Here is a 19,624-nt window from a genome sequence, read left to right as displayed (position 1 = left end):
CATGCTGACCTTATCAATAGTCAGTCTCTATTCCATTATTAACCAATTTTTTTGGCCAATGCTGAGAATATTGGCATTGTTCAGTACTGCGCCAATATTCAATGAAAAAGGTATTGATAGAAAAACCAAGGTAGCGCTGGCGGTTATTATCGCTCTATTGATTGGCCCAAATATTCCTAATAGTCATATTGAAATATTTTCCATTTCAGGAATATGGGTAGGTGCGCAACAATTTATCATTGGGGCTGCCATGGGACTGACAGTACAGCTTATATTCGTAGCTGTTCGCAATGCTGGAGAGATTATTGGTATGCAAATGGGCCTATCCTTTGCGACCTTCTATGATCCTGCTGCCGGTGGGAATATGCCGGTCATTTCAAGAATACTTAATCTGTTAGTAACATTGCTATTTCTGACCTTTAACGGGCATTTATGGATGCTAAGTATCTTATCGGATAGCTTTATTGTATTACCCATTAGCGAAAATACCTTGAATCCAGAAAGTTTTATTTACCTTGCGCGAACAGCAGGACTGGTTTTCAGTAGTGGGTTGATGTTAGGTTTGCCAATAATTACGTTGTTGTTATGTCTCAATCTCACATTGGGGTTGCTGAATCGTCTTACGCCTCAGTTATCTATCTTTGTTGTCGGCTTTCCTCTGACGTTGAGTATAGGAATGATGGCTATGTCAATGATTATGTATACATTATCACCATTTTTCGAGAATATGCTGGAAGTAATATTCGGACATTTATCGAAAATAATTCTCTTGTTATCATGAAATACCCATTCATTAAAATATTACCTCTCATTTTAGCGTGAAAATTGTTTGTTGTTTGCTCGATTGTTTTGAGTGAAATAGGTTGTGATAACCAATGAAATCAGTAGAATAGATGCCTATGACCTCTCTTGTTTATCAATAACATCTATTGTTTTAGAGGTGTCATTATATTTTAATTTTGACTCATTAGTTATATTAATAAAGATTAAATCACATCCGGATATCTATATTCAATTAAAGATTTCGCTTATGAAATTGTCCTTTTCATGGCTAATGTATTAATTATTCGGTTTTTAATATAGATATTCTGAAGGGAATGGGTTAACTACAGCGAGTTGGTTATTTTCTTGCTGACGCGCATAGAATATCAATTCTATCTTTTTTGATCTAATTTATTGTAAGTGGTAGAGGTTTTATGAATAACATCCTAATATTCAGTAATTGTGACTTAATTAGATATTTTTTCAAAATAAAAGTAGAGAATGCCTTAACGCTTAAGCCAATGAATATAAGCCCAAATGTATTCATTTGTAACTCTCTATCTGATTTTAAACAAAAATTAATAACATTAAATGATATATTCGTTATTTTCGATTCTGATAATGTGTCCGGGCATGAGCAAACTGTTTTTTTTGATCTTATTCATGATCACGTAAAGAAAGATAGGTGTCTTATATTCACAAAAGATCCTGATTTATTAGGGTATTACGATATCTTAACTAAAATGTCTTCTTTCGTGTTAAGTAAGGAAACCTCGGAAGAGAAAGTTGAATCTATGTTATACAACATAATTCACAATCCAGCGGTTTTCTTAGAAAAAGACAGCTCAGCAGATTTGCTCAATAGACCGAAAAAATCCATTTTATCCCTACGTGAAAGTCAGGTTTTTCAGTGTCTTATATTAGGTATGTCTAATTTGGATATTGCCAGGTCACTTTACATCAGTCCTAGATCTATGGGAGGGTATCGCTCAAAAATTTTCAAAAAATGTAAGGTGAATAACTTAATTGAACTGTATGAGAGATTTAACTAAGAAATGATTTATTTCGTCTTGTCATCAATAGTGAAAGAGTACGATTAGAATCATGCTATTTAACGATAAATGTGCCCCATGATATTTCATTTATGACCGTTCCCACTTCTTCTGCTTCTCATCCAGTGAAAGGACGTTGTGGTGTCACGGTCAAGTAATCCTGTTCATCGATTATCTTCATTTAGATATATATTCACTCATTGTTATCGCCCACAATATTCTGGTTCCGAGTTTCATCACCGCGATAGTTAACCCTCCCTGATTTCAGACTGCGATAAACCTATTTGTACCGATATTATCCAGATAATTACCTTTGCGACTCATGTTGCCCGTAACATTAATGTTATTCTGGAAGGGCTTCTGTCGGCCAAATAATCTGGCGCCCAGCATGCGTCATGGTCATAACTGTTGGGTAATCACTCTTATATCTGTCCGAATATCGCGTGAATTGACCTTGTGCAGATCTTTTCGATTATATTGAAGTCTTCGACCACAGGGGCTGCCGCGACAGCCACCTCTGTGGCTGTCATTCGAATAGGCCATGGCGGGGTGAGACCAGACTGATACTAACTTCAGTACAGAAAGATACCGCTGAACGAGAGTTGTACCCCACTGAGCATCATGCTTCTACTTCCTGAGAAGACACGGTTTTTTGCTGATAGTCTTCATTGTCGATCTGAAACACTGAAACCGTTGCGGATAGTTCTTTAGTCTGGTTGCTCAGCGTTCGGGTGTTGCGAGCAGTCTCTTCTACTAACGAAGCATTTTGTTGTGTCATTGTATCCATCTGGTTAATAGCTACAGCGATTAAATTGACACCCGCACTTTGCTCCTCGGAAGCAATAGAAATTTCCTGCATAATATTGCTAACGTTGGTAATGGAACTGACAATGTCACTCATGGTTTCACCCGCATTAGTCACAAGTTGAGAACCACGTGAAATATTATCGATGGCGTCATTTATCAACACACTAATTTCTCTGGCGGAAGTACTACTGCGTGAGGCTAAATTTCTAACTTCGGAGGCTACAACGGCGAATCCTCTGCCTTGCTCGCCTGCCCGTGCGGCTTCAACAGCCGCGTTGAGTGCCAGAATATTGGTTTGACTGGCAATACCGTCAATGACAGTGGTGATGCCTGCGATTTTTTTCGTGAGCGTCTCAATATCTGCCATAGTCGAGACAACTTTATGCATTATATCAGCGCCATTCTTGGCGGCCAGACTCGCTGTATGTGATAGCTGGTTTGTCTGTTGTGCATTTTGGGCATTGCTGAGGACGGTCGTTTTTATCTCCTCCATGCTGGCTGCTGTTTCCTGAAGTGCGCTAGCCTGTTGTTCAATGCGAGAGGACAGATTAAAGTTAGCGTCGGCAATCTCTGTTGAACCACGAGTAATGATGATAGTGCTTCCCTTGACCGAAGAGATGATCTTTTTCAGAGAGTTTTGCATATCTTCCAAACAAGAAAAGAGGAAACCTATTTCGCTTTTACTTTTATATGAGATGTCAGAATTCAAATCACCTTTGCTTATTTTATCAAAAATATCACAGGCAAGTTTAATTTTTAGTATTATATTTTTATTGAACCATGTTGTCGCTACCACTGTAATTAAAATATAAGAAAGTAACAGTGTAATGGCAATCACATACGATTGTTTTTTAACAGTATTGGCACTATGCAAGGTAGACATATAGATATCAGTATTGACTGCTGAAAATTCTGCAATGCTATCATTAACTTGTTGATATGCTTCTCTTAAACTTAAGTCGTTATTGATATTACCAGTGATAAATCCATTCGCTGCATCCTCCATATGATCTAGAATAGCCGTGATGTTTTTATGTAGAACAGCGGTTGTTGCGTCGTAACGACGATCGTTTTCCATTGCTTCGATATAAGAGGCTAGTAACTCCCTTGACGAAGTAGTCAATTCGATAAAGTGTTTAATCTCTTCTTTATCTAATGGGACATTAGTTAAAGAACCTATTACCTGATTATTAAATATTGCTCGTAGACTTGCTAAGTTATAGTGAAGACGGTCGATATCGTCTCTTTGTGACTTTGTTTCTTCTGCAAATAGAGTTTGCTGATAGCCTTGCTGTGATGAATATATATCATGAACGGCAAACAGAACCATCATTATTAACAATAATGACATAATTATCTTAACAACTTTTAATAAGGGAATATTATTCATAATCTAAATCCAAGTATTAAATATTTGCTTAAATGTTACGTTTTTAGCATCTATTCGTGACATTTTTAATCGCATTTAAATGTAATGAAATTCACATTTGTGATTTTGTTAAATAAATTGGGTTAATGTTGGCAGTTTTAAAGTCACTCAGAACATTACTTTGCTTTTAGCTGCCTAGACTATAAATAAATCGGTATATAAGGAAAAAACATAATAGTGATACTGTATTATATTTGAATTATCCTATCCTAGGGCAAATCCTGGCTTCAGTTAAGACCCGGATTTTGGCATGCTAAAATCCCCTGAAACGGAGGTTGGATGGATGAAATTTTGCGACTCTTCGAAGAAGAAACTTTCTTTGCTTGAAGCAGGCCGCAACAAAAATTGCAATAGTTGCTGCCCTGCGAGGGTTAATGTGTTATCACAAAGTTATTTATAAGTTATCACGAGAACATCGAACATAATTATTATTATGAATATTTTATGTATTCAGAGGATTTATAAGCATCTTAAAGAAATTAATTGGTTCATATGGGTACTTAAGACTTCTCATCTCGGATTGATTTTATTAAGGACTATTTTCTCTTTGGTTTATAAGAATAGTATTAATGCATGGAGATATATAAAGTGCAAAGGAATACCATCCGGCTGGATGCTAAGCCGCTTAGTTTCATTGACTATCTGGTAAATAATATCTTAACTGGTCAATAGCATTGTATTGATGTCTTTAATTGCTTGTGGTTCAGTGCATGGGGCTTCGGGCATGTCAGATAATACGTTAAGGTATCAATAAATACTCAGCGGTTAAGGGGATGGTCCAAAAATCATTGATGATTTTGCTTTACCAACTAAGGGTTGTAAAGAAGGCGGTTAAAATAGCTTTCAATCTCGGTATTGTGACTTCGTTTAGATATCTTTCTGCAACACTTTTGCGACACAGACTACCAAAAACAAAAAAGCCACCTTGTTAAAAGTGGCTTAATTATATGATTTTAAACTAAAATTTGGTGGCCCCTACTGGACTTGAACCAGTGACCAAGCGATTATGAGTCGCGTGCTCTAACCAACTGAGCTAAGGGGCCAAACTTGGACGCTGATTATACGGTAGTTTTTATCCTGCGGTCTAGAGCTGAAGAATCAGGTGCGCGTTTTATGCACAAATATAAGGTTTTTTACGGCGGCAGGGGAAAGCAGTGCTGATTTTCGGTGTAGAAGATGCTGTTTAGGGTCAAAAAAAGAAAACCCCCGGCATGCCGAGGGTTTTTGTTTGCTGATGACTGCAACCGACGATTAATCGTCGAGGAAGCTGCGTAGCACTTCAGAACGGCTTGGATGGCGTAATTTACGTAATGCCTTCGCTTCGATCTGACGAATACGCTCACGGGTTACGTCGAACTGCTTACCCACTTCTTCCAAAGTGTGGTCAGTGTTCATATCGATACCGAAACGCATACGCAGAACTTTCGCTTCACGAGCGGTCAGGCCAGCTAACACGTCGTGAGTGGCAGAACGCAGGCTCTCAGAAGTTGCAGAGTCCAGCGGCAGCTCCAGAGTGGTATCTTCGATGAAATCGCCCAGATGTGAATCTTCATCATCACCAATTGGGGTTTCCATTGAGATTGGCTCTTTCGCAATCTTCAGCACTTTGCGGATCTTGTCTTCCGGCATCAGCATGCGTTCAGCCAGCTCTTCTGGCGTTGGCTCGCGGCCCATCTCTTGCAGCATCTGGCGTGAGATACGATTGAGTTTGTTAATTGTCTCAATCATATGCACCGGGATACGGATGGTGCGTGCCTGATCCGCGATAGAGCGGGTGATTGCCTGACGAATCCACCAAGTCGCATAAGTTGAGAACTTATAACCACGACGGTATTCGAACTTATCTACTGCTTTCATCAAACCGATGTTACCTTCCTGAATTAAATCAAGGAATTGTAGGCCACGGTTGGTGTATTTTTTCGCAATAGAGATAACCAGACGCAGGTTAGCCTCAACCATCTCTTTCTTAGCACGACGCGCTTTCGCTTCACCGATAGACATACGGCGGTTGATGTCTTTCACTTGCTCAATCGTCAGGCCCGTCTCTTCTTCGATCTGGCGTAATTTCTGCAAGCTACGTTGAACATCATCCGAGACATCTTTCAGTTTCTCAGACCATGGTTTACCCATAGCCACTGCCGCCGCAAACCAGGTATCGCTGGTCTCATTGCTGGCAAACAGGGTAACGAAGTTTTTCTTCGGCATTTTGCACTGTTCAACACACAGCTTCATGATGATACGTTCTTGAGTACGAACGCGATCCATCATGGCACGCATGTTATTGACCAGATAGTCGAACTGCTTCGGTACCAGACGGAACTGTTTGAACACCTCAGAAAGGTTCAGAATCTCGGCAGCAGCAGTGGCATGGCTACGGCCATTTTTCTTGATTGCCATGCGTGTAGTTTCATACTGCTCACGCAATTCGCTGAACTTCTGACGTGCCAGCTCTGGGTCGATGCTGTTGTCGTCTTCTTCTTCTTCTTCGTCTTCTTCTTCTTTGTCGTCGTCATCCATCTCTTCAGTGGATAATTCAGAGCCTACGTGAGTTGCCGTCGGCGCAATATCTTCTTCGGCATTGGGATCGACAAAACCGTTGATCAGGTCGGATAAACGGGCTTCACCCGCTTCGACACGATCATATTGTTCCAACAAATAAGTAATGGCTTCAGGGTATTCAGCTACCGAGCACTGAACCTGATTGATACCCTCTTCGATACGTTTGGCGATATCAATCTCGCCTTCACGGGTCAATAGCTCAACAGTACCCATTTCGCGCATATACATACGCACCGGGTCGGTTGTACGCCCGATTTCAGATTCAACACTGGACAACACCTGTGCAGCAGCTTCCGCCGCGTCATCGTCGGTATCAGTGGTGTTCTCGGCCAGCATTAAATCATCGGCATCAGGGGCTTCTTCAAGTACCTGTATGCCCATGTCATTAATCATCTGGATGATGTCTTCGATCTGATCGGAATCGACGATATCTTCCGGCAGATGGTCATTGACCTCAGCATAGGTCAGATAGCCTTGCTCCTTACCACGGGTGACAAGTAGCTTCAGCTGTGACTGCGGGTTTTGCTCCATAAGACGGTATCCACACTTCAGAGTATTTGGGTTGGTGTCGGTCGGCGAAACCGCCAACAATAGCATTTGGGGCCTTTTTTTGTCGCCGCTGCCCGCTATGGCGGCATATTGTGGGGAGTCGCCCCCACATTTATCGGCAATTAAGCCGTTGGGTGATTCATTTTTTTCTGGCTAAAGCCAGATTCAAAGACCAAAGCTCTTTACGTTCTTCGGCGTTTAATCCATGTGTCCGGTCACGTGCTATGAGTGTTTCCTGACGTTGCTCCAAAATGGAGTCATACAGGCTCGCTAGCGTATCGACAAAAGTCGGTTCGACCATATCCTCAACAATCATGTGGTTCCATGTTGCGAGAGTTTCAAGCTGTTGGCTGAATTTATTATCACGGTACAGTTCCAATAACTGCCCGGTTGTCAGCCCCGGTTGGGCCAAACAAGTCTCAACCAACTCAATAAATAACGGTAAACCGGCTAACTTGGCTTGTTCAACCCCCTGTAGTGAGGGAATGAGTGTAGCCAGTTGTGGGTTCTGTACCAGTAGCCCTATAAGTATACGCATGGTTGTGCGTTTTAGCTGGGGCGGCTGGTAGGTATTCGTATTATCAGCCTGTTTTGGCATCAGCTTATCAAGCTGGCTGTCATCAAGTAGACCTAACTTATTGCCTAATTGCTGACGCAGGTAAAGGCGTAAGGTTTCACCGGGCACTTGGCTGATTAAAGGTAGTGCCAGCGTGCTTAACTTGGCGCGCCCATCGGGGCTACTTAAATCTACCTGTGGCATCAACGTTTCGAACAAGAAGGTTGAGAGTGGCTGCGCCTCCTCCATCCGCTGTTCAAATGCGTCTTTCCCTTCCTTACGTACCAGAGTGTCCGGGTCTTCGCCATCGGGCAAAAACATAAAGCGTAGCTGACGTCCATCATTTAGATAGGGCAGTGCCGTTTCTAATGCTCGCCAGGCGGCATCTCTACCCGCCCGATCGCCGTCATAACAACAAATTACGTTATCGGTCGCGCGGAATAATAGTTGAATATGTTCCGCGGTCGTCGCTGTTCCCAGCGAGGCAACAGCATAATCAATGCCAAATTGCGCTAATGCCACCACATCCATATAGCCTTCCACCACGAGTAAACGTGTTGGATTGGGGTGATTCACTTGCGCTTCATACAAGCCGTATAACTGGCGGCCCTTATGAAAGATCTCTGTTTCTGGGGAGTTGAGGTATTTCGGCACTCCGTCGCCCAGAATTCGCCCACCAAAAGCGATAACCCGCCCGCGCTTATCGCGGATAGGGAACATGACGCGCTCACGAAAACGATCGTAAGTCCGCCCTGTATCATTAGTCACCAGCATCCCTGCATCGTTCAGCGCAGTACGGCTCTCGCCATCGCGGCCAAAACGTTTTAAGGCATTGTCCCAACCTGGCGGGGCAAAGCCGATAGCAAAATGTTGGATGATCTCTTCACTCAAACCGCGATGTTTAAGATATTCGCGTGCCTGATTGGCGTTCTGGCCGTTGAGTGATTGTTGATAGAATGCGCTCAGGCTCTCCATCAGTTGATAAAGACTTTGTCGTTGGTGACGTTCGATCTGGGTGGTGCCGGTTCCTGCCTCGTAGGGCACTTCCAGCCCGTGCATGGTAGCCAATTCCTCGATACTTTCGACAAATTCAAGTCGATCATAATTCATCAAGAAATCAACGGCATTACCATGTGCGCCGCAACCGAAACAGTGATAGAACTGCTTTTCGCCGTTAACGGTGAATGAGGGTGTTTTCTCATGATGGAACGGACAGCACGCATGGTAATTTTTGCCTTGCTTCTTCAGCTTAACCCGAGCATCGATAAGATCGACGATGTCGGTGCGAGCTAGCAAGTCATTGATAAATACGCGTGGAATTCGTCCAGCCATAGGCCCCTAGTCGTCAGTCCATAAACGAGAACAAGCCGCGCATTCCTTTCGGAAAGCACGGCCTTCGTATGCAACTACTCGATCTGCGCGTTCTTAGAACATAAAAAACTACGCGGTGGGGTTACCCCCGAAGAATTAATACAGACGAGTGCGGCGTGCGTTTTCGCGAGCTAATTTCTTCGCGTGACGTTTCACAGCTGAAGCTTTAGCGCGTTTACGTTCGGTAGTCGGTTTTTCATAGAACTCACGACGACGAACTTCAGCTAAAACACCTGCTTTTTCGCAAGAGCGTTTGAAACGACGAAGAGCTACGTCGAACGGCTCGTTTTCACGTACTTTAATTACCGGCATGTGCCTCTCACCTCAATAGAAATCGGTTTGCTGCTGGCCAATCGCCAGCCTTCTCAAAATGGTGCGGAATTTTACTTCAATGGATGCTGCTTTGTAAAGCACCACAGCAAATTGAAACAGGCACGCCCCTGTAATGTCGACCCGTCCTTTACAAGAAAGTTGGTGCCTAAGGGTGCGACGGCCGCTGATTATATACTAAACAGGGGCATTGATCGAATTTATCAACACTCTTTTCAAATATGAAAACTATCAACAACATTTGTGTCGTCGGAGACCCAAAATGGGACTTTTGCCCCGCAATTTGGGATCAGAAATCATGACGGGCGTCACTGTTATGCTAAACTATCGGTCGCACGTGAATGATGGGAAATGTAATGCGAGTTTTGGGTATAGAAACGTCCTGCGATGAAACCGGAATTGCAGTGTATGACGATGAAACCGGTCTGTTAGCTAACCAACTGTACAGTCAGGTTAAATTGCATGCTGATTATGGCGGCGTTGTCCCTGAGCTGGCTTCCCGTGATCATGTGCGCAAAACGGTGCCGCTGATTCAGGCGGCATTGAAAGAAGCCAATCTGAGTGCCAAAGAGATCGATGGCGTGGCCTATACCGCCGGTCCGGGCTTGGTTGGCGCATTATTGGTCGGGGCCACAGTAGGCCGTGCATTGGCATTTGCCTGGGGTGTCCCTGCGGTGCCGGTTCATCATATGGAAGGCCACTTACTGGCACCGATGCTGGAAGATAATGCGCCTGAATTTCCTTTTGTCGCGTTACTGGTTTCCGGTGGTCACACCCAATTGATCAGCGTAACTGGTATCGGCGAATATCTGTTGCTGGGCGAATCTGTTGACGATGCCGCCGGTGAAGCTTTCGATAAAACAGCCAAATTATTAGGGCTGGACTATCCCGGTGGGCCGATGCTGTCGCGTATGGCGCAACAAGGCGCTGCGGGGCGATTTACCTTCCCGCGCCCAATGACTGACCGTCCTGGGTTGGATTTCAGTTTTTCTGGTCTGAAAACCTTTGCAGCAAATACGATTCGTGCCAATGGCACTGATGATCAAACTCGTGCCGATATTGCCCGTGCATTTGAAGATGCGGTAGTGGATACGCTGGCGATTAAATCCAAACGTGCGCTGGATCAGACCGGTTTCAAGCGCCTGGTCATCGCTGGTGGTGTTAGTGCTAACCGCACTTTGCGCTCAAAGCTGGCTGAAATGATGAAAAAGCGGGGTGGTGAGGTGTTCTATGCCCGGCCAGAATTTTGCACCGATAATGGGGCGATGATCGCCTATGCGGGTTTGATTCGACTGAAAAGTGGCGCGAGTAGTGAGTTGAGCGTTTCGGTCAGGCCGCGTTGGCCTTTGGCTGAGTTGCCGAAAGTCTGATCAGAAAGTTTGAGTGGGGCTGCGGCTGTGTTGCCGCGCCATCTCGCGATGCTCACATACTGACGTATGCTCCCTCTCTCAACTCCCTGCGCCTTGCCTCGCTCCCGCTCAGTCATTCTGGATTCGGTGGGATGGCGAGGTCATTCGGCAAAACTAATCCTCTTTCTCTTCCAACTCTGCGGCCTCTTCGGCGGCGGTTTTCTGTTTTTTCTTTCTGAGTTTGTCCCAGATTTTACTCTCTTTTCCGCGCCATAAACGTTGAATATTATCGTGGTGGCGCATTAGGATCAGGCAGGAGAGCATGGCGACAGGGAAGGTGAATTGCGGTTTAAACCACCAGACGTAGAAGGGGGCTATCAGGGCGCTGATAATGGCCCCTAAAGATGAATAGCCGCTCAGCAATACCGTCAACAACCAAGTGCCGGTCATCAGGCCAGTGAGATCCCAGCCGATGGGCGCGATAGCACCGAATGCTGTGGCAACACCCTTGCCACCTTTAAAGTGGAAAAATACCGGATAAATGTGGCCGAGGCAGGCGGCAATAGCGGTCAGGCCAAGATAGAGTGGCGAAACATGCAGCAGATAAGCTATCCAAACTGGCAACATGCCTTTCAGCACATCAAAAATCAGGACGGTTGCGGCAGCAGCGCGGCCACCAATGCGCAGTACATTGGTGGCACCGGGATTACCGGAACCATGCACACGCGGATCTGGCAGCTTGGCAACCCGGCAGACCAAGATCGCACTGGAAATAGAGCCACACAAATACGCGAAGATAATCATGCCAAGCGCGATAGCACTCATAACACCGCCCTGTTGAATAATGATCGTTTTAATCCCCACATCAGTGGATAATACGCATATTCGGCTGGAAGTGGTATCCGGCGAGCACAAAAACAGAGAGTGGCGTGATGGATATCGTATTTATTGAAGAACTCAGCGTCATAACCACCATCGGTGTTTATGACTGGGAGCAGACCATTCAGCAAAAGCTGGTGTTCGATATCGAAATGGGCTGGGATAATCGCAAAGCTGCCGTCAGTGATGATGTGAATGATTGCCTGAGTTATGCCGATATCAGTGATAGCGTCATAAAACATGTGGAATTACAACGTTTTGCCTTGGTCGAACGGGTGGCTGAAGAGGTTGCCGAACTGCTGCTACAGCGCTTTAAGTCGCCTTGGGTGCGAATTAAGGTCAGCAAACCGGGGGCAGTGGCTCAAGCCAGAAATGTCGGCGTGGTGATCGAGCGTGGCCAACGTCCTGACTGAGTGATGGGCTATTTTTTCGCCGGGATGACATAAAAGTGCAACGCTGCATCGATAATGTGGTCTGATTGCATTGGATAGCGTGATAAGTTAATTAAATATTAAATTTGAACGGCACTGTTTTGTTAACCATATCGTTTTGTTAATCCTATGGTTTTCAATATTGCCGTTTTTTTGGTTTCTATAATATGGCATTGGGTATCGTTGATGACGGATATGTATTCGCTGTTTGTGGCTTTTGTTCTGGGTGTAGTAGAAGGGCTGACCGAGTTTCTGCCGGTTTCATCTACCGGGCATATGATTATTGTCGGCGAGTTACTGGGCTTTACTGGTGACAAAGCCAAGACCTTTGAAGTCATTATTCAGCTAGGGTCGATTCTGGCCGTGGTAGTGGTGTTCTGGCGGCGGTTGTTTGGCCTGATTGGCATCCATTTTGGCGCTGTACCTCATGAGGGGAAAACCAGCGGCCATCTGACCTTAGGCCATATTTTACTGGCGATGCTGCCCGCTGTGGGGCTGGGATTGGTATTCCACAATGTCATCAAGTCGCTATTTAACCCGCACAGTGTCATGTATGCCTTGGTTGCCGGTGGCTTGCTGCTATTGACCGCTGAGTGGTTCAAACCTAAAAATGCGAAAGCCGTCGGGCTGGATGACATCACCTATCGCCAGGCTTTTGCCATCGGTTGCTTCCAGTGTCTGGCACTGTGGCCGGGGTTCTCCCGTTCTGGTGCTACCATCTCTGGCGGGATGCTGGTCGGCGTTAATCGCTATGCCGCCTCTGAGTTCTCCTTTATTTTGGCGGTGCCGATGATGATGGGGGCCAGCGGGCTGGATTTATATAAGAGTCTGCACTTCCTGACACTGGGTGATTTGCCGATGTTTGCCGTCGGATTCATCACCGCATTTATTGTCGCGCTGATTGCTATCAAAACCTTCCTGTCACTGATTAAACGCATCTCCTTTGTACCTTTTGCCATCTATCGCTTTGTGGTCGCCGCTGCGGTGTACTGGGTCTTTATGTAACCGCGTGATGAGTTTGAAGCATAAAAAAGCCCTGATTAATCAGGGCTTTTTGTTTGATGGCGGTCAGAGTTTATTCTGGCGCAATTTCCTGAGCTTGCTTCCATTGCGCCAACGCCTGTTGACGGCGGCGTTTCAGTTCGTCACGAATCGCCAACCCTTGTAGCCCGCTGGCGACCACTTCCTGCACCGATACGCCATTGGCAATCTGGAATGCGGCTCGCAGATAATCCCCTTGTGGGTAGGGATTATCTTCAAATCCAGTGCGACCACGGGCATCCGCCTCGCTGGTCATGATCATCTGCTCAAGGCGCTCTGGCTTGCGCCAAACATCAATCGCATCAAATAATTTGAGCAGAGTTTCAGGGCGAAGCTTATTCACTGTATGGATGAGATCATGGTACTCCGCCACCAGTTTTGCCAAATCACGCACCGGATTAGGCACGCGTAAACGCTGACACAATTGCTCAACCAATTTGACGCCCGCAGGGCCATGTCCATGGTGATGTGGCCAAAACTCTTTTGGCGTCAGACCCTTGCCTAAATCATGGCAAAGGGCGGCGAAGCGAATATCAACCTCAGGAGTGAGTTGAGCGGCGATAGCCAGCGTCATCAGGGTATGGATACCGGTATCAATTTCCGGGTGCCATTTTTCCGGCGCAGGAACACCAAATAAGCGGTCAATTTCAGGGAACAGCACCGCCAATGCACCGCAATCGCGCAGCACCTGAAAATAGATCTGTGGGTTTTGTGTTTTCAGCGCTTTCTCGGTCTCTTTCCAGACCCGTTCTGGCGTTAGAGCAGACAGCTCGCCACTTTGTGCCATTGCCGCCATCAATGATTGAGTCTCAGGGGCGACAGTAAAGCCCAAGTGAGCAAAGCGGGCAGCGAAACGGGCAACCCGCAGGACACGCAGTGGATCTTCGCCAAATGCCTCGGAGACGTGGCGTAACAGCCTATTTTCTAAATCTTGTCTGCCGTGATAGGGGTCGATTAACTCACCGTTATCACGGCGGGCAATGGCATTAATGGTTAGATCGCGGCGCAGTAAATCCTCTTCCAGCGTCACATCAGGAGCGGCATAGCAGGTAAAACCAGTGTAACCCTGGCCTGATTTACGTTCGGTGCGGGCCAGCGCATACTCTTCATGGCTGACTGGATGAAGGAAAACCGGAAAATCTTTGCCCACCTGTTGGTAGCCCTGTGCCAGCAGCTGTTCCGGCGCCGCGCCCACCACCACCCAATCCCGCTCGGTCACCGGTAGGCCTAATAAGTTGTCGCGGACGGCACCGCCGACCAAATAGATTTCCATGTAAACCCTTCGTTGTTGACGTTACAGCGGATATCAGTTCATCCAACGATTATTCTTTTTACGACTTGGGATCAGATGCGGCAGCACCAGGCCCAGCAATAAGCCAATCCCCGCGACACCGCCACCATACATAAACCACTGTAGGATGATGGTGCGCTGCTTATCATCCAATTGCAGATTGACTGCGCTGACCTTCTTCTGAGCAACCACTAACTGGTTTTTCAGTGATTCATTCTCTTTTTGCAGCTCGGAGATGACGCTATCACTGGCAGCGACTTTCTGCTGCATCTCTGCGGTGCGCTGATTCCAGCTATTATCAATATTAGCCAGTTTATCAGTCAGTGTTTTGACCTGCTGTTCAAGGTCTGGCACCCGAATACGTAAGCTTGGTGTTTCACTCAACTGATTCAGTGGGATCCACGTGGTTTTACCCTTACTGTCGCGGATTTGGCCATAATTTGTGCCTTCATCAACGCTTATCAGGGTGACTTCATCCCCACCTTTTAGCGTGCCAACAATGCGGTATTGATTACCGGGGCCACTATGAACGTAGGTATCCAGCTCATCAGAGATGTAACGTTTTTCTTCAGCGTGCGCGCCCCAAGAGAGAGTGAGACTTAGCACCGCGAGACAAATTAGGCGTATTTTCTGCATTAGAGAGTCATTTATGAGTGAATTTATGGAACGATAGTAGTGTGTTCAGTTTGCCGACGCAACGCATAAACCGGAATGAGAACTATCTTACTCTCATAGCCAGCGCGGCCTGGGCCACTTTATTGGCTATTTTTACCGCAGTGAAAATTTGTATTATGAAGCCTTAGGGCAGATCGGCTAAAACAGGTTAAAATAGGCTTTGACTTGGGGCTGCCGAGCGGTTTTTTGTGTAAAACAGGCAAATCACCGTGAAAAAGGCATAATGCCCGTAATCTCGCAACATACCGGTGTGAATGAAATTATGACCGTTGAAATAGAACTAAAATTTATTGCTACGCCTGCGGCCATCGCGGCGTTGCCGGAGCGGCTCACATCCTGGCAGAGCCAGCATTCAGCGCCGCAAACACTGGCGAACATCTATTTTGAGACCGCAGATAACCGCCTGCGCCAGCATGATATTGGCCTGCGTATTCGTGGTTATGATGGTCGTTATGAAATGACAGTGAAGAGTGGTGGCAAAGTGGTCGGCGGTTTACATCAACGGCCTGAATACAATGTCGATATTGATAGCGACAAACTCGATCTGGCGCGTTTTCCGGCAGATATCTGGCCAGAAGGGTGGTCGGTTGAGGCGCTGCAAGCTGAGTTACAACCGCTGTTTCGCACTGATTTCACCCGTGAGAAGTGGGCAATCACTTACGGTGAGAGCGAGATAGAGCTTGCTCTTGATCAAGGATCGATTAGTGCTGGTGAGCTGTCTGAGCCATTGAGCGAAATTGAGCTTGAGCTGAAACAAGGTAATCAGGCTGATTTACTGGCACTGGCCACTGAATTGGCGCAAATCGGCGGTTTACGTCAGGGCAGTCTGAGTAAAGCGGCGCGCGGCTACCACCTGGCACAAGGCAATCCTCCTCGCGAACTGCGGCCATTGCTGGTTCTGCAACCAGCGCCAAAATCGACTGTCGAGCAGGGAATGGTGGCCGGGCTGGAGATGGCGCTGGATCACTGGCAATACCATGAAGAGCTGTGGTTAGGTGGCGAATCAGCGGCTAAGGCGATGATTATTGAAGCATTAGCTATGGTGCGTCAGACTCTGGCGATTTTCGGTGGATTAGTGCCGCGCAAAGCCAGCACCGAACTGCGGGCGCTGTTGATTGCGCTAGAGCCACAGCTAGAACCGAAAAACGTGAAGGCGGAGCAGCTCTGTTATAGCACCGATTATCTGAAATGTAAGTTAGCGCTCACATCGTGGCTAGTCACTGCGGGCTGGCGGCCATTTATGGATGCCAAGGCGCAAGCGAAGTTCGATGGCTCATTTAAGCGCTTCTGCGACATCATGCTGAGCCGCAGTGCCGCCGATCTGAAAGAGGCATTTGCTCACCATATGGATGACGACGGCTATCTGGCCCAACTCCCCCGTTTGAATCGGCAGATTATGACCTTCCAGCTGCTCTCTGGTTTCTATCCACAGAGTGAATGGCACCCATATATTGATGGCTGGTTTGGTTTGCAGCTGGCAATTATGGAGCGTCAAGGCCATTGGCGCGATACCGCCCGTAAAGAAGCATTGGCGCAGGCAGCCTTTTGGCTGAACGGTGCTGTCCGTTAGTCGAACATATACCCTAACTCATTGAAGTTGCAGGCAGGTGATAAGTAAACGCCGCTGCGACTTCAAGTTCGATGGGTATCCAAGGAATTCGCTATGTTGCCACTCCCCCCGGAATTACAGATTCAGGCGCAGAATGTACAGCAGCGCTTTCATGAGTTACCGACGCCGCTGAGCTTAGGTGATGAAGAGATAGCTGTATTGGTGTTGAGTGATTTTGTCAGTGACATGCTCCTGATTCACCCTGAATGGCTGGTGGAGTTGCATCAACAGCCGCCGCAACCGCAGGAGTGGCAACTTTATCCGCAGTGGCTCAGCCAGGCGCTGGCCGAGGTGCAGGATGAAGCTGCGCTGTTAGCCGCTTTGCGGCTGTTTCGCCGCCGGATTATGGTACGTATCGCCTGGTCACAGGCACTGCAAAGCAGTGCCACGACTGACACCTTGCAGCAACTCAGTTGGTTGGCTGAAACCCTGATTATCGCGGCCCGCGACTGGCTCTATCAGGTATGTTGTCGTGAGTTCGGCACACCATGCAATGGTGAGGGTGTAGCGCAGCCGCTGCTGATTTTGGGCATGGGCAAGTTAGGCGGCGGTGAGCTGAATTTCTCCTCTGATATCGATCTTATTTTTGCTTATCCAGAGAGTGGTCAAACGCATGGGGGGCGGCGGCAGTTGGACAATGCCCAGTTCTTTACCCGCCTGGGCCAACGGCTGATCAAGGCGCTCGATCAGCAAACCATTGACGGCTTTGTCTATCGGGTGGATATGCGTCTGCGCCCGTTTGGCGATAGCGGCCCCCTGGTGTTGAGCTTTGCGGCGCTGGAAGATTATTACCAGGAACAGGGCCGTGACTGGGAGCGCTATGCGATGGTTAAAGCGCGTCTGATGGGCGGCGCTGAAGACCACTACAGTAAGGAGCTGCGCCAGACCCTGCGGCCTTTCGTCTTCCGCCGGTATATTGATTTCAGCGTGATTCAATCACTGCGCAACATGAAGGGGATGATCGCCCGTGAAGTGCGCCGACGTGGCCTGAAAGACAATATCAAGCTGGGCGCGGGCGGTATTCGTGAGATTGAGTTTATTACGCAGGTGTTTCAGCTGATTCGTGGTGGCCGCGAACCGCGCCTACAAGAGCGGGCTTTGCTGCCCACCTTGCAGGCGGTGGCGGAGTTGGGCTTATTACCGGAGCCGCAAGTGGCGGATCTCATTGGCAGCTATCTGTTTTTGCGCCGCCTGGAAAATCTGCTGCAAGCCATTGCTGATGAGCAAACCCAGACCTTGCCCGGTGATGCGCTCAATCAGGCCCGATTGGCTTGGGGCATGGGGTATGGGGATTGGGCCGCCATGAGTGCGGCGCTGGAACAGCATATGCAAGCGGTGCGTGGGGTGTTTGATGACCTGATTGGCGACGATACCCCCGATATTGGCGAAGATCCCAGCCATGGGCTGTACAAAAGTTTATGGCAGGATGCGCTGGAAGAGTGTGATTTAGCTCCACTGACACCGCATTTAGACCAGGCCGCGCGCCGCCAATTACTGAACACTATCAATGAGTTCCGCCACGATATGGATAAACGCACCATTGGCCCCCGTGGCCGTGAGGTGCTGGATCAACTGATGCCGCGGCTGTTCGCTGAGGTCTGTCCGCGTCCTGATGCTAATGTTGCGCTTAGCCGGCTGATTCAACTGCTGCTGAGCATCGTTACCCGCACCACTTATCTGGAATTGCTGGTGGAGTACCATGCGGCGCTAAAACACGTTATCCGTCTCTGTTCGGCCTCGCCGATGGTGGCTAGCCAGTTAGCTCGCTACCCATTGCTGCTGGATGAATTACTCGATCCACAATCCTTCTATCAGCCGCTGGAACCCGGTGCTTACCGCGATGAATTGCGCCAATATTTGCTGCGGGTGCCGGAAGATGACGAAGAGCAGCAGTTGGAGGCGTTGCGCCAGTTTAAGCAGGCGCAGCAATTACGCATTGCCGCCGGTGATATCACTGAGGCGCTGCCAGTTATGAAAGTGAGCGATCACTTAACCTATCTGGCAGAGGCCATTATTGATGCGGTTATCCAGCAAGCCTGGAACCAGATGGTGGCTCGCTATGGTCAGCCGAGCCATTTGCAGCAGCGCGAAGGCCGTGGTTTCGCGGTGATTGGCTATGGCAAGCTGGGGGGATGGGAGCTGGGTTACAGCTCAGATCTCGATTTAGTATTCTTGCTCGACTGCCCGCTAGAGGTGATGACCGACGGCGAGCGCAGCATTGATGGCCGCCAGTTCTATCTGCGTTTGGCCCAGCGAGTCATGCACCTATTTAGCACCCGCACCTCGTCAGGTATTTTGTATGAGGTCGATGCCCGGCTGCGGCCATCCGGTGAAGCTGGCATGTTGGTCAGCACCGTCGAGGCTTTCGCTGATTATCAGCAAAATGAGGCCTGGACTTGGGAGCATCAGGCGCTGGTTCGCGCCCGTATTGTCTATGGCGATCCGGCGCTGCATCAGCAGTTTGACGCCATTCGCCAGCAAATTTTATGCCGCCACCGTGATGCCCCGCAATTGCAGCAGGAAGTGCGCGAAATGCGCGAGAAAATGCGCAATCATTTGGGCAGCAAACAGCGCGATATTTTTGATATCAAAACGGACGAAGGTGGGATCACTGATATTGAGTTTATCGCGCAATATCTGGTGCTGCGTTATGCCGCCAGTGAGCCACGTTTGACCCGTTGGTCAGATAATGTGCGCATTTTTGAGCTGATGGCGAATAACGATATTATGCCGCTGGATGAGGCCGCCGCGCTGACCCGTGCTTATGTCACCATGCGCGATGAGATCCACCATCTGGCGTTGCAGGAGCAATCCAGCAAGGTGGCCGCCGATAGCTTTATCGCCGAGAGAGCACAGGTGGTCGCTAGTTGGCATAAATGGCTGATATCAACGCCAACTGATGCATAGGTTGCGGTTATTAATGGTAAGCAAGGT

The 19,624-nt window shown here is 47.7% G+C and carries 14 protein-coding genes and 1 tRNA gene; 7 read left to right on the top strand and 8 right to left on the bottom strand.

The features are described 5' to 3' along the window. The first annotated feature begins 1 nt into the window (after position 1). Both fliR and HRK25_RS03410 read left to right on the top strand, forming a co-directional pair. On the top strand, positions 2 to 781 hold the full coding sequence (fliR, locus tag HRK25_RS03415) for a flagellar biosynthetic protein FliR (protein WP_005271050.1): 780 nt from the start codon (positions 2 to 4) through the stop codon (positions 779 to 781). A gap of 415 nt (positions 782 to 1,196) precedes the next feature. Further along, the gene (locus tag HRK25_RS03410) at positions 1,197 to 1,814 is read left to right on the top strand and encodes a response regulator transcription factor (protein WP_005271052.1); all 618 of its coding nucleotides are present in this window, start codon (positions 1,197 to 1,199) and stop codon (positions 1,812 to 1,814) included. A 619-nt stretch (positions 1,815 to 2,433) separates the two neighbouring features. On the opposite strand, the gene HRK25_RS03405 is transcribed toward HRK25_RS03410, so the two are convergent. From HRK25_RS03405 to rpsU, 5 genes are all read right to left on the bottom strand, one after another. Then, a complete protein-coding gene (locus tag HRK25_RS03405) occupies positions 2,434 to 4,011 on the bottom strand; it encodes a methyl-accepting chemotaxis protein (protein ID WP_005271055.1) in 1,578 nt (525 codons plus the stop codon). A gap of 1,005 nt (positions 4,012 to 5,016) precedes the next feature. Continuing rightward, positions 5,017 to 5,093, bottom strand: a tRNA-Ile gene (locus HRK25_RS03400). 208 nt (positions 5,094 to 5,301) lie between these two features. Beyond that, positions 5,302 to 7,140: an RNA polymerase sigma factor RpoD gene (gene rpoD, locus HRK25_RS03395; protein WP_005271057.1), complete on the bottom strand. Its 1,839-nt coding sequence runs from the start codon at positions 7,138 to 7,140 to the stop codon at positions 5,302 to 5,304. 157 nt (positions 7,141 to 7,297) lie between these two features. Then, positions 7,298 to 9,046: a DNA primase gene (gene dnaG, locus HRK25_RS03390; protein ID WP_005271058.1), complete on the bottom strand. Its 1,749-nt coding sequence runs from the start codon at positions 9,044 to 9,046 to the stop codon at positions 7,298 to 7,300. A 135-nt stretch (positions 9,047 to 9,181) separates the two neighbouring features. Then, a complete protein-coding gene (rpsU, locus tag HRK25_RS03385) occupies positions 9,182 to 9,397 on the bottom strand; it encodes a 30S ribosomal protein S21 (protein WP_001144069.1) in 216 nt (71 codons plus the stop codon). A gap of 374 nt (positions 9,398 to 9,771) precedes the next feature. Between rpsU and tsaD the strand changes: the two genes are divergently transcribed. Then, positions 9,772 to 10,785 carry a tRNA (adenosine(37)-N6)-threonylcarbamoyltransferase complex transferase subunit TsaD gene (gene tsaD / locus HRK25_RS03380; RefSeq protein WP_032896499.1) on the top strand — a complete coding sequence of 338 codons (1,014 nt, stop codon included), beginning with the start codon at positions 9,772 to 9,774 and terminating at the stop codon, positions 10,783 to 10,785. Positions 10,786 to 10,938: 153 nt separating this feature from the next. On the opposite strand, the gene plsY is transcribed toward tsaD, so the two are convergent. Beyond that, positions 10,939 to 11,589: a glycerol-3-phosphate 1-O-acyltransferase PlsY gene (gene plsY, locus HRK25_RS03375; protein ID WP_032896502.1), complete on the bottom strand. Its 651-nt coding sequence runs from the start codon at positions 11,587 to 11,589 to the stop codon at positions 10,939 to 10,941. A gap of 107 nt (positions 11,590 to 11,696) precedes the next feature. Here plsY and folB point away from each other — a divergent pair, with 107 nt between their 5' ends. Next, positions 11,697 to 12,056, top strand: a complete 360-nt coding sequence (gene folB / locus HRK25_RS03370; RefSeq protein WP_005271061.1) for a bifunctional dihydroneopterin aldolase/7,8-dihydroneopterin epimerase — start codon at positions 11,697 to 11,699, stop codon at positions 12,054 to 12,056. A gap of 204 nt (positions 12,057 to 12,260) precedes the next feature. Further along, positions 12,261 to 13,079 (top strand): undecaprenyl-diphosphate phosphatase, encoded by an 819-nt coding sequence (bacA, locus tag HRK25_RS03365; RefSeq protein WP_032896505.1) that lies wholly within the window; start codon positions 12,261 to 12,263, stop codon positions 13,077 to 13,079. A 70-nt stretch (positions 13,080 to 13,149) separates the two neighbouring features. Here the strand turns inward: bacA and HRK25_RS03360 are convergent, their stop codons facing one another. Together HRK25_RS03360 and HRK25_RS03355 are read right to left on the bottom strand one after the other, a co-directional pair. Further along, a complete protein-coding gene (locus tag HRK25_RS03360) occupies positions 13,150 to 14,388 on the bottom strand; it encodes a multifunctional CCA addition/repair protein (protein ID WP_005271063.1) in 1,239 nt (412 codons plus the stop codon). Positions 14,389 to 14,421: 33 nt separating this feature from the next. Beyond that, a complete protein-coding gene (locus HRK25_RS03355; protein ID WP_005271065.1) occupies positions 14,422 to 15,042 on the bottom strand; it encodes a TIGR04211 family SH3 domain-containing protein in 621 nt (206 codons plus the stop codon). 301 nt (positions 15,043 to 15,343) lie between these two features. On the opposite strand from HRK25_RS03355, the gene HRK25_RS03350 reads away from it, so the two are divergent. Further along, complete coding sequence (locus HRK25_RS03350) at positions 15,344 to 16,651, top strand: CYTH domain-containing protein (protein ID WP_032896563.1); 1,308 nt, start codon at positions 15,344 to 15,346, stop codon at positions 16,649 to 16,651. 93 nt (positions 16,652 to 16,744) lie between these two features. Beyond that, the gene (gene glnE, locus HRK25_RS03345) at positions 16,745 to 19,597 is read left to right on the top strand and encodes a bifunctional [glutamate--ammonia ligase]-adenylyl-L-tyrosine phosphorylase/[glutamate--ammonia-ligase] adenylyltransferase (RefSeq protein ID WP_005271070.1); all 2,853 of its coding nucleotides are present in this window, start codon (positions 16,745 to 16,747) and stop codon (positions 19,595 to 19,597) included. Positions 19,598 to 19,624 lie beyond the last annotated feature (27 nt).

Origin of the sequence: Yersinia bercovieri ATCC 43970 (genome assembly GCF_013282745.1) — a bacterium.
In the GTDB taxonomy this organism is placed as follows: domain Bacteria; phylum Pseudomonadota; class Gammaproteobacteria; order Enterobacterales; family Enterobacteriaceae; genus Yersinia; species Yersinia bercovieri.
This window is presented reverse-complemented; position numbering and strand designations above follow the sequence as displayed.

Coding starts and splice junctions, on each gene's coding strand:
- folB (WP_005271061.1), top strand. CDS start 11,697: ATGGATATCGTATTTATTGAAGAACTCAGCGTCATAACCACCATCGGT.
- HRK25_RS03360 (WP_005271063.1), bottom strand. CDS start 14,388: ATGGAAATCTATTTGGTCGGCGGTGCCGTCCGCGACAACTTATTAGGC.
- bacA (WP_032896505.1), top strand. CDS start 12,261: ATGACGGATATGTATTCGCTGTTTGTGGCTTTTGTTCTGGGTGTAGTA.
- HRK25_RS03410 (WP_005271052.1), top strand. CDS start 1,197: ATGAATAACATCCTAATATTCAGTAATTGTGACTTAATTAGATATTTT.
- glnE (WP_005271070.1), top strand. CDS start 16,745: ATGTTGCCACTCCCCCCGGAATTACAGATTCAGGCGCAGAATGTACAG.
- fliR (WP_005271050.1), top strand. CDS start 2: ATGCTGACCTTATCAATAGTCAGTCTCTATTCCATTATTAACCAATTT.
- HRK25_RS03355 (WP_005271065.1), bottom strand. CDS start 15,042: ATGCAGAAAATACGCCTAATTTGTCTCGCGGTGCTAAGTCTCACTCTC.
- HRK25_RS03405 (WP_005271055.1), bottom strand. CDS start 4,011: ATGAATAATATTCCCTTATTAAAAGTTGTTAAGATAATTATGTCATTA.
- dnaG (WP_005271058.1), bottom strand. CDS start 9,046: ATGGCTGGACGAATTCCACGCGTATTTATCAATGACTTGCTAGCTCGC.
- rpoD (WP_005271057.1), bottom strand. CDS start 7,140: ATGGAGCAAAACCCGCAGTCACAGCTGAAGCTACTTGTCACCCGTGGT.
- HRK25_RS03350 (WP_032896563.1), top strand. CDS start 15,344: ATGACCGTTGAAATAGAACTAAAATTTATTGCTACGCCTGCGGCCATC.
- rpsU (WP_001144069.1), bottom strand. CDS start 9,397: ATGCCGGTAATTAAAGTACGTGAAAACGAGCCGTTCGACGTAGCTCTT.
- plsY (WP_032896502.1), bottom strand. CDS start 11,589: ATGAGTGCTATCGCGCTTGGCATGATTATCTTCGCGTATTTGTGTGGC.
- tsaD (WP_032896499.1), top strand. CDS start 9,772: ATGCGAGTTTTGGGTATAGAAACGTCCTGCGATGAAACCGGAATTGCA.